Source organism: Streptomyces sp. RP5T (assembly GCF_003933965.1).
Taxonomy (GTDB): Bacteria; Actinomycetota; Actinomycetes; order Streptomycetales; family Streptomycetaceae; genus Streptomyces.
Map to the genome: position 1 here is coordinate 1 of NZ_RSAJ01000376.1, position 8,242 is coordinate 8,242.

At 67.0% G+C, this 8,242-nt stretch carries 9 protein-coding genes and 1 pseudogene; 3 read left to right on the forward strand and 7 right to left on the reverse strand.

The window, feature by feature from the left end:
* Positions 1-266 precede the first annotated feature (266 nt).
* Together EHS43_RS30285 and EHS43_RS30290 are read left to right on the forward strand one after the other, a co-directional pair.
* Positions 267-911, forward strand: a complete 645-nt coding sequence (locus EHS43_RS30285) for a Uma2 family endonuclease (RefSeq protein WP_125193903.1) — start codon at positions 267-269, stop codon at positions 909-911.
* Positions 912-1,029: 118 nt separating this feature from the next.
* The gene (locus EHS43_RS30290; RefSeq protein ID WP_125193904.1) at positions 1,030-1,908 is read left to right on the forward strand and encodes a hypothetical protein; all 879 of its coding nucleotides are present in this window, start codon (positions 1,030-1,032) and stop codon (positions 1,906-1,908) included.
* Positions 1,909-2,690: 782 nt separating this feature from the next.
* Here EHS43_RS30290 and EHS43_RS46725 read toward each other — a convergent pair.
* The 7 genes from EHS43_RS46725 to EHS43_RS30320 all read right to left on the reverse strand — a co-directional run bounded on the left by EHS43_RS46725 (position 2,691) and on the right by EHS43_RS30320 (position 7,881).
* A complete protein-coding gene (locus EHS43_RS46725; RefSeq protein WP_185806478.1) occupies positions 2,691-2,852 on the reverse strand; it encodes a hypothetical protein in 162 nt (53 codons plus the stop codon).
* Between the two features lie 194 nt (positions 2,853-3,046).
* Positions 3,047-3,565 carry a hypothetical protein gene (locus EHS43_RS30295; RefSeq protein WP_125193905.1) on the reverse strand — a complete coding sequence of 173 codons (519 nt, stop codon included), beginning with the start codon at positions 3,563-3,565 and terminating at the stop codon, positions 3,047-3,049.
* A 158-nt stretch (positions 3,566-3,723) separates the two neighbouring features.
* Entirely contained in the window at positions 3,724-4,503 is a 780-nt protein-coding gene (locus EHS43_RS30300) for a succinate dehydrogenase iron-sulfur subunit (RefSeq protein WP_125193906.1), read from the reverse strand.
* Entirely contained in the window at positions 4,503-6,257 is a 1,755-nt protein-coding gene (sdhA, locus tag EHS43_RS30305) for a succinate dehydrogenase flavoprotein subunit (RefSeq protein ID WP_037718880.1), read from the reverse strand. Before sdhA ends, EHS43_RS30300 begins: the two co-directional genes overlap by 1 nt.
* Before the next feature lie 19 nt (positions 6,258-6,276).
* Entirely contained in the window at positions 6,277-6,759 is a 483-nt protein-coding gene (locus tag EHS43_RS30310) for a succinate dehydrogenase hydrophobic membrane anchor subunit (RefSeq protein ID WP_037718879.1), read from the reverse strand.
* Positions 6,760-6,764: 5 nt separating this feature from the next.
* Positions 6,765-7,145: a succinate dehydrogenase, cytochrome b556 subunit gene (gene sdhC / locus EHS43_RS30315; protein WP_007384241.1), complete on the reverse strand. Its 381-nt coding sequence runs from the start codon at positions 7,143-7,145 to the stop codon at positions 6,765-6,767.
* A 190-nt stretch (positions 7,146-7,335) separates the two neighbouring features.
* The gene (locus tag EHS43_RS30320) at positions 7,336-7,881 is read right to left on the reverse strand and encodes a 2-oxo-4-hydroxy-4-carboxy-5-ureidoimidazoline decarboxylase (RefSeq protein ID WP_125193907.1); all 546 of its coding nucleotides are present in this window, start codon (positions 7,879-7,881) and stop codon (positions 7,336-7,338) included.
* A 155-nt stretch (positions 7,882-8,036) separates the two neighbouring features.
* Here EHS43_RS30320 and EHS43_RS30325 point away from each other — a divergent pair.
* Positions 8,037-8,242: pseudogene (locus tag EHS43_RS30325) on the forward strand (beta-N-acetylglucosaminidase); the annotation flags it as partial.

Below are 8,242 nucleotides of genomic sequence, written 5' to 3' on the forward strand. Positions count from 1 at the left end.
GGGGGTGCCGCGAGCAGCACCGCGGCGGCGACGCACAGCGCGGCGGCGGATTTCCTCAGGAGTGCCATGGGGCCAGTCTGCGACGGAGGCACCACAAGTCACAGTGCGCACAGTGCAGTTGACCGGATGAGACCACTCCGGGTGTCCTGATCACGGTCTCGGTGGTGGCCGGATCTCCGCATTTGATCACTCGTTGCGGTGAGGCGCCGTCGTTTCCGCTGGTTACGCTGGAGCGACTCGCGAGACTCCGTCCCATGGGAGCAGTGATGAGCACCGCATCCGGCAACGGCATGGACGACGAGACGGCGTACCGCTGGCCGATTCCCCCCGCCGAAGGCTGGACCGCGGACGACCTCGACCGGATTCCGGGCCTCCCCCCGCACACGGAGTTGCTCGACGGGAGTCTCGTCTTCATGAGTCCGCAGACCCGATTCCACAGCCGGACGATGCGTCTGCTGGACAATGCCCTGCTGCGGCAGGCGCCCGGTCACCTGGACGTGGACCGTGAGATGACGGTCAGATTGGATGCGAAGAACCGTCCCGAGCCGGACATCGTCGTCGTCCCGGTGGACGCGGTGACCGGCCCGAACCAGACCTGGTACGAGCCGGAGGATCTCGTCCTCGCCGTCGAGGTGGTCTCCGCGGACTCCCGTGAGCGGGACCGAGAGGTCAAACCTCGCAAGTACGCGGCAGCCGGCGTACCGCACTTCTGGCGAGTGGAGCAGGACGAGAACAAGGGCCTCCCCGTCGTCTACGTCTACGAACTCGACCCGGCCACGAAGTCCTACGGCCTCACCGGCATCTTCCACGAGCGCCTCAAGATCTCCGTCCCCTTCGACATCGACATCGACCTGACGACGGTCGACCGGCGTCCTGGAGAGGCGTCGTCCGAGGAGCAGGCAGGGACCTGACTGGGCCGGTCGTGGTTCAGCCCATGTCACCAGCCCAGTCCTGAAGTCATACTGATGAATGTTCAGTGACGTGTGCGGCCGGTGGGCAAGTCGGGCCCGAGGGACGAGGAGCGGCTTGGTGCGGCGGGTGTTGATGGTGCACTTTGTGCCGTGTGTGCTGTTCGGCTCCTGTGTCTACGCGCTGCTGCGCAGCGGCAGTTTCCCGGGTCGAGGGAATTGGGGTGCGGTCCTTCCATCCGACTGGAGCGGAGTCGTCAGCTCCGCTTTGATCGTCGGGTCCGGTTCTGTCGTGCTCGCGATGCTGCTGTACCCGTTTCAGGTGCGGGCGGTGCGTCTCCTGGAAGGGTATTGGGACAGGTGGTCGGTGACCGCCCGCTTGGCCGCCGTGCTGACAGAAGTACAGCGTCGTCGTCGGCATGCTCTCGGCAACCGGATCACCGTCGGGTCGGATGCGAGCGCTCAGGCGACCCGGGTCGCAGCGGAGGCTGCCAGGCGCCTGGCAGCCGTTCCGCCCGAAGAGGTTCTGCTTCCGACGGCGCTCGGCAACGCGCTCAGGGCGGGGGAGTTCAGCGCCGGTGAGCGCTACGGTCTGGCGACTCTCGCCTCGTGGCCCCGGATCCACATGCAGGTCTCTGATCGACTTGCCGATGCGTTGCACTCTGCCAGAGCCGCCCTCGACACCGCGGTCAATCTCTGTTGGAGCTTTCTCGCCTCCGCTGTGGTGGCGTCGACGGCGCTGTACGACGAACCGGTCATGCTCTGGCTGCCGCTGCTGGCACTCCTGTTGGCCGCGCTCGCCTACAAAGGAGCGGTGACGGCCGCGCAGGCTTATGCGGGTCTCATGCATGTCGTCTATGACCTGCATCGATTCGATCTGTTGGACGCGCTGCACCACCCGCTGCCCGATCGGGCCGACGAAGCAGAAACCTTCTGGCAGGTCTCGCAGTCGTTCACAGGCCGTCCGACTGCCGACCTGCCCTACGACCACGGACGATGACCCGGCGCCGTCCGGCGCTTTTTCTCAGACCCGTGCGATGCTCACGGCTCCGCAGACACCTAGGACGTGAATCGTGAACTTCCTCTCGGAGCGGGGCTGCTGACCGAACTCGGAGGAGGGCGGCGGCACCCGGGTGAGAAGTGTTCCCTCTGCGTTGACGTACACAGCACTCGTGCGGGGAATGGTGAGGCGCACATGACCGGCAATTGCCGTGACATTCACCTCGACCTCGCCCTGTGCTTCGCAAAGGTCAGCCCGTAGCTCACCGAGTACGGCCCGCAGCGTGTACAGCCGACTCGCGGAGGGGGAGACCACCACATCCCCGGTGGCCAGCAGCCGAGTCCAGCTGGTCCGGTGGCCACCGCGGCTCGGCGACAGTACGAGTGCCGCCCCTGTCGCCATCAGGAGTGCCGGAGCCAGTTGGTCACGCACAAGGCGTCCGTCCGCCCCGTGGAAGGCAACGAGGCCGATGACGCCGACGGCGCCGAGGACCAGGGGACCGATGAGCGAACCCACGGGGACGGCCGACCTCAACAAGTTCACGCATGCCAGAGCCAGGAGGGCCCACGGCCACCACCTGCCCGCCAACTCAACCGCAGCTGCACCGCGTTGGGTCGCATCCCCGACCAGCAGAGACCCGATCGCCACGGCGGCCAGGCCGGCCCATATTCGAACCTGCGAGGCACGGCCGCCCCTTTCGCCCTGTGCCATCGCTGTGCGCCGCCTCCCGGTTCCGCGGAACCCCGGGTTGCCGCGGCGCTATGTTAACCGCGAAGAACGGGCTAGGTGCCGATGGCACCAGGGCCCACGCTCGCCGGGTCGATGCCGAGGTCAGCGAGCAGCGAGTACACCTCGTGCTTGCTCCTGCATGCCAGCAGCAGCGTCGGGTGAAGACACTGGAACGGGCACTGCGACAGGTGGTTCGGGCGTTCGCCGATCTGCACGGGCTGGACAGACCCGCTGTCAACGTCGTTCCTGGCCTGCCTGTTCTTGAGTGAGTGAGGCATGAGCAGGCCCGAGTACCCGCGTGGCACCTCCTTTCCGCAACCAGGACAGGGATGCGCCGGGACTGCAAATCCGGGCAGTACGACTTCTTGGTACATGTGCCCTCCCCATGTGAGTCGGCTGCAGTGGCGGACTATTTCCTGAGCAAGATCGACACCCAGACGGCGTCGGCGATGGTGCACAACAGGACGAGAATGGCCGAGGCAATCCGCGCCGCCGCCTGGTCGTGTCCGCCGCAGGGGGGCGGTACGAGCGCTGCCGCGATACCGAGCCCGAGCATGAGGGTTCCGCAATTGAAAACCACGCCCGCGTACCTGAGATTGTCTTCGTACGCTATCTGGGACTCTCGCAGAATCACCTTCAGCTCGTCATCAGTGGGCTCAACCCAATCGCGCGCCCTCTGTCTCGCCTTACGCTCTTCCTCTGTGAACTTGAACTGCAATGCGTAGTACGAAATCTGGATACTGGCTATAAGCGCCATAGACGTCGCCACGAGCAAGAACAACGTGACACCAGGCCACCGGAACTCGTCGTCAGCCCCTGCGACCACGCCGGCCAGCGAAAGTGCGGCCGCCGTCAGCAGCGGCGCAGCGATGAAATGCGCCTCCTTCGCGGCAGTGCCGAACCCGTGGCGTTCCGAACCTTCCCGCACCGCTGGCCCACCCCCGCTGCAGTCCCGCCCTCCGGAAGTGTGAGGGGGAATCAGTTCGTCGGGAAGCCCGCGGACATGACAAAAAAGCCAAGGGCTCCATCTCCGGTAACACCGGAAACAGAGCCCTCAGCTGTTACACGCCAATGGCGAGGAAAAGATCAGAACCGCCGAGTGATCAGCGCCCTCTTCACTTCCTGGATCGCCTTCGTCACCTCGATGCCGCGCGGGCACGCGTCCGTGCAGTTGAAGGTGGTGCGGCAGCGCCACACGCCGTCGCGGTCGTTGAGGATCTCCAGGCGCTGCTCGCCCGCCTCGTCACGCGAGTCGAAGATGAAGCGGTGGGCGTTGACGATGGCCGCCGGGCCGAAGTACTGGCCGTCGTTCCAGAAGACCGGGCACGAGGAGGTGCAGGCCGCGCAGAGGATGCACTTCGTGGTGTCGTCGAAGCGCTCGCGGTCCTCGGCCGTCTGGAGACGCTCACGCGTCGGCTCGTTCGTGTCCTTCGTGATCAGGAAGGGCATCACGTCGCGGTACGCCTGGAAGAACGGCTCCATGTCGACCACGAGGTCCTTGAGGACCGTCAGGCCCTTGATGGGCTCGACCGTGATCGGCTTCGACGGGTTGATGTCCTTGATCAGCGTCTTGCACGCCAGACGGTTCTTGCCGTTGATCCGCATGGCGTCCGAGCCGCAGATGCCGTGCGCGCAGGAACGGCGGAAGGTCAGCGTGCCGTCCAGTTCCCACTTGATCTTGTGCAGGGCGTCGAGGACACGTTCCTTCGGGTCGATCTCCAGCTGGAAGTCTTCCCAGGTCGCCTCCGCCGAGACCTCCGAGTTGAAGCGGCGGATGCGGAAGGTGACCGTGATGTACGGGGAGTCGGCGAAGCCGGGCTCGGGCTGGCCGGCCGCGTCCGCCTTGTCCAGAACGGGGGTTGCCATCAGTACTTACGCTCCATCGGCTGGTAGCGGGTCTGGACGACCGGCTTGTAGTCCAGGCGGACGGTCTCGCTGCCGTCGTCGCCCACCTCGCGGTACGCCATGGTGTGGCGCATGAAGTTGACGTCGTCGCGGTTCGGGTAGTCCTCGCGGTAGTGACCGCCGCGGGACTCCTTGCGGGCCAGGGCCGACACCGCCATGACCTCGGCGAGGTCGAGGAGGTTGCCGAGCTCGATGGCCTCCAGGAGGTCGGTGTTGAACCGCTTGCCCTTGTCCTGGATCGAGACGTTCAGGTAGCGCTCGCGCAGCTCCGCGATCTTCTCGACCGCCGTCTTGATGGTCTGCTCGGTGCGGAACACCATGACGTTGGCGTCCATGGTCTCCTGCAGCTCGCGCCGCAGCACCGACACGCGCTCGGTGCCGGTCGCGTTCCGCAGGCGCTCGACCTGCGCGACGACCAGCTCCGCCGGGTTCTCGGGCAGCTCGACGAAGTCGGCCTTCTGGGAGTACTCGGCGGCGGCGATGCCCGCGCGCTTGCCGAACACGTTGATGTCCAGCAGCGAGTTCGTGCCCAGACGGTTGGCTCCGTGCACCGAGACGCAGGCGACCTCGCCGGCCGCGTACAGGCCGGGGACGACCGTCGTGTTGTCCGCCAGGACCTCACCCTCGACGTTCGTCGGGATGCCGCCCATCGCGTAGTGCGCGGTGGGCTGGATCGGGATCGGGTCCGTGTACGGCTCGATGCCGAGGTAGGTGCGCGCGAACTCGGTGATGTCGGGCAGCTTGGCGTCCAGCTGCTCCGGCGGCAGGTGCGTGAGGTCGAGGTAGACGTGGTCGCCCTCGGGACCGCAGCCGCGGCCCTCACGGATCTCCGTGTAGATGGAGCGGGACACGACGTCACGGGACGCGAGGTCCTTCATGACCGGCGCGTACTTCTCCATGAAGCGCTCGCCGTCCTTGTTGCGCAGGATGCCGCCCTCACCGCGGGCGCCCTCCGTCAGCAGGATGCCCATGCGCCAGATGCCGGTCGGGTGGAACTGGAAGAACTCCATGTCCTCCAGCGGCAGGCCCCGGCGGTAGACGGCGGCCTGGCCGTCGCCGGTCAGGGTGTGCGCGTTGGACGTCACCTTGAAGAACTTGCCGCAGCCGCCGGACGCGTAGATCACGGCCTTCGCCTGGAAGACGTGGATCTCGCCGGTGGCCAGCTCGTACGCCACGACACCGGCCGACCGCTTGACGCCGTCGACCTCGGTGATCAGCTGGTCCAGGACGTAGAACTCGTTGAAGAACTCCACGCCCTCCTTGACGCAGTTCTGGTACAGCGTCTGGAGGATCATGTGGCCGGTGCGGTCCGCGGCGTAGCAGGACCGGCGGACCGGGGCCTCGCCGTGGTTGCGGGAGTGCCCGCCGAAGCGGCGCTGGTCGATGGTGCCGTTCGGGGTGCGGTTGAACGGCAGGCCCATCTTCTCCAGGTCGAGGACCGAGTCGATGGCCTCCTTCGCCAGGATCTCGGCGGCGTCCTGGTCGACCAGGTAGTCACCGCCCTTGACCGTGTCGAAGGTGTGCCACTCCCAGTTGTCCTCCTCCACGTTGGCGAGCGCGGCGGCCATGCCGCCCTGCGCGGCGCCCGTGTGGGAGCGGGTGGGGTAGAGCTTGGTCAGGACCGCGGTGCGGCTGCGCTTCGTCGACTCGATGGCCGCGCGCATGCCCGCGCCGCCGGCGCCGACGATGACGGTGTCGTACTTGTGGATCTTCATGATTCTCGCAGCCCCGTGCCTAGCGGATGTTCGGGTCGAAGGTGAAGATCACCAGCGTGCCCAGCAGGATGGTGAACACCGTGGCGGTGTAGAGCAGGCCCTTGAGCCACAGCCGGGTGTTCGGGCGCTCCGCGTAGTCGTTGATGATCGTGCGCAGGCCGTTGGCGCCGTGCAGCATCGCGAGCCACAGCATCATCAGGTCCCAGACCTGCCAGAACGGGGACGCCCAGCGGCCGGCCACGAAGGCGAAGCCGATCTTCGAGACGCCGCCGTCCAGCACCAGCTGGATCAGCAGGTGGCCGATGACCAGGACGACCAGCACGACACCCGACAGGCGCATGAAGAGCCACGCGGCCATCTCGAAGTTGCCGCGGGTCGAGCGGGGGGTCTTCTTGGTGCGCTTGCGCGGGGCCTCGATCAGGGGCGCCGGGTTGTCGACGCCGTAGCCGGAGTCGCCCTCGACGGGGCCGATGCCGGAAGCGGTGGTTTCAGTGGTCGCCATCGGTATCAGCTCCCGAACAGTTCACGAGCGGCGTGGCCGAGGACGGGGTAGATCGCCCCGATCATGAGCACGACCCACAGGCCCACGACGGACCAGAGCATCTGCTTCTGGTAGCGCGGGCCCTTCGACCAGAAGTCGACGGCGATGACGCGCAGGCCGTTGAGCGCGTGGAAGAGGATGGCGGCCACGAGGCCGTACTCCAGGCACGCGACGAGCGGGGTCTTGTACGTGGCCACGACCTTGTCGTAGTCCTCGGGTGAGACACGGACGAGAGCGGTGTCCAGCACGTGAACGAACAGGAAGAAGAAGATGAGGACGCCGGTGACTCGATGAGCCACCCAGGACCACATTCCTTCCCGGCCGCGGTACAGCGTTCCAGCCGGCACGGAAGTCCCTCCGGGAGCGGGGTATCGGGGCCTGCCGGCTTGTGCTGTCGGTCGGGCCCGGCCGGGTACGGTCCACCGGCCCCCAGCATCGTAGCGACGTGTTGTCGGAACGCTTACGCCGGGCCTATCTGTGTGATCAAAGTGGCACGCAGATGGGGGAACCGGGCGACTAATGAGGTAGTGTGTCCGGTTATGCGCCGGGTGCGGGGTGAGGGCCGGTCGCGGCGCTCTCCGCGCCCCTGAGGGAGGACACCAGGCGCCCCCTCGCCGTGCGGCGGAGTTCTTCGGCCGCCACCACCCGCTCGTCCTCGGGATCGTTTGTCAATCGTGACCGGATGCCTGCCAGCACATGGTCCAGGGCCTCGTCGGCGGGCAGGCCGTCCAGGCAGATGACGAAGGCGTGGCCGAAGCGGGACTCGTAGGCGGCGTGGGCCGCGTCCAGGGCCATGTGGGCTGCCGAATAGATCCCGTCCGGCAGGGTGGGCAGGGTCTCGGCCGCGAGGGCCTCGGAGAGATCCGAGGCGGTCAGGTCGTACGCCGCCTCGTCCGCGGCCGCCAGCAGGGCGTCCACCGTGGGATAGGGGCGGTGGGCCAGGACCCGCTCCGCCCAGCGGAGGCTGCCCAGACAGTCCAGGAGCAGGGGCCGCGCCTCGTCGGCGGGCGCGAGGTTGAAGGCGTCCAGGACGGTGGGAAGGGGCGGTATGGCCAGTCGGCCGGGAGTATGTGTGGGCGTCACGTGTGTTTCGACAGAGGAAGCTGTGAGCGGTGTGACATCACGTTATCGAGAGTGGACATGACCTGTCCGACGGATGCCCGAATTTCACCCGCACGGGAGAGTTTCGGAACGTGTGGTGGACACGGCCCCCACTCCCCAGGCCCTAGGTTGACGATGTGAGCCAGCACAGGAAGCGACCGGAGAAGCAGACACGAGGGCTGATCGCGGGCGCGGTCGCCGTCACCGTCGCGGCCGGAGTGGGTCTCGGGCTGTGGGCGGGCGGCGACAGCGGCCCGGCGGGATCGGCCCGGGCCCAGTCGTCCGCGGGCAGAGCGGAGAACGCCCCGGTCCCGTCGAAGGCCCCGAGTGCGGCCCCGAGCCC